Below are 1466 nucleotides of genomic sequence, written 5' to 3' on the forward strand. Positions count from 1 at the left end.
GCGAGATGTACGAGCTCACCGTCACCCGGGTTGAGCGGCTCACCCCCTCGCTCGTCCGGGTCTTCTTCTCCGGCGGCCCCGCGGAGGTCTACGGGGGTCGGTCAAGCAGCGACAGCTACATGAAGCTCTACTTCGCCACGAACGGCGAGCCCGTGCCCTTCCCGCTCGACCTCGAGGACCTGCGCCAGACCCGCGGGGCCGAGGCCGTGCCGACCCAGCGCACCTACAGCCTGCGCGAGTTTCTCGCGGACAGCGGCGAGATGGCGATCGACTTCGTCACGCACGGCGACGCCGGAGTCGCCGGACCCTGGGCCGCCCAGGCGAGCCCCGGGGATCGCCTCGTCGCGACCTCGCCCGGCGGTGCCTATGCGCCGGACCCCGAGGCGGACTGGCACCTGTTCCTCGGCGACGAGTCCGCGCTGCCCGCCATCGCGGCGGGCATCGAGCGGCTGGACGCCGGGGCCCGCGGCACCGCCCTGATCGAGGTGCAGGATCAGACGCACGAGCTGGCGCTCAACGCCCCCGCGGGGGTCGAGGTGCGCTGGCTGCACCGGGGCGACGCGGAGGCGGGCACGACGACCCTCCTCGCCGACGCGGTCGCGGAGCTGGACTGGCTCCCCGGGGTGCCGCACATCTTTGCGCACGGCGAGCGCGAGGCCATGAAGTCACTCCGACCGATGGTGCGCGAGCGCGCGATCCCGCGCGAGCGGCTCTCGCTGTCCGGCTACTGGGCGTACGGGCGAAGCGAGGACCGCTTCCAGGCCGAAAAGCGCGAGCCCATCGGCAAGATCCTCTAGGGCAGCGCGGCCTCGTCTGGCGCCTCTGGCCCGGCGGGGACGCCGGGCCCGGCGCTCGTCCGAAACGCGGGATGCAGGAACGCGAGCAGGGCGACCGTGCCGAGCAGCGCGGCCCCGGCGATCATGGGCAGGGGCTGCCAGAGCGCGTACAGCGCCGTGCCCGCGGTGGGGGTGACCACGAAGGTCAGCCCGTTCGTCGCGCCGATGAGCCCGGCAAGCCCGCCCTGTTCGTCCGGGCGCACGCGCAGCGTGGGGCCGGCCATGTACCCCGGGGTCGCGATACCCATGCCGACCCCGACGAGGAACACCGCGGTCACGAGCGACCACAGGGGGAGATCGACCAGGATCGCGAGGAACCCGAGCATCGCGATCGGGGCCCCCAGCCGAATCAGCGCGGGGGGCGAGAATCGGATTTTGGGGACGATCACCGCCTGCGCGATCACCATGCCGATCCCCGCGCCGAGCATCGTGCCCCCGGTGGCGATCCCGGTCTGCTCGCCGGTGAGCGCGAAGCGATCCTGGATCAGAAAACCGATCAGGATCTGGATGAGCCCGAGCGCACTGAACAGGCCGAAGCCCGCGACCAGGTAGGGAAAGACGCGCGGGTCCCGCGCGCGGACCGCCACCGGGCGTTCCAGGAGCTCCGTGCGTCGCTCGGGCCGCAGCCCG

Annotated in this window: 2 protein-coding genes; one reads left to right on the forward strand and one right to left on the reverse strand. The window is 72.8% G+C overall.

Annotated elements, in window-relative coordinates:
* Positions 1 to 5 precede the first annotated feature (5 nt).
* On the forward strand, positions 6 to 797 hold the full coding sequence (locus OOT08_RS17840; protein WP_325094228.1) for a siderophore-interacting protein: 792 nt from the start codon (positions 6 to 8) through the stop codon (positions 795 to 797).
* Here the strand turns inward: OOT08_RS17840 and OOT08_RS17845 are convergent.
* On the reverse strand, positions 794 to 1466 hold a 673-nt coding region (locus OOT08_RS17845; RefSeq protein WP_325094202.1), incomplete at its 5' end, for an MFS transporter. The genes OOT08_RS17840 and OOT08_RS17845 overlap by 4 nt on opposite strands.

Origin of the sequence: Leucobacter sp. M11, from assembly GCF_035726885.1 — a bacterium.
Lineage (GTDB): Bacteria > Actinomycetota > Actinomycetes > Actinomycetales > Microbacteriaceae > JAPFRB01.

Bases quoted from the DNA above. Each gene is read 5' to 3' on its own strand.
- OOT08_RS17840 (WP_325094228.1), top strand. From the start codon at position 6: ATGTACGAGCTCACCGTCACCCGGGTTGAGCGGCTCACCCCCTCGCTC.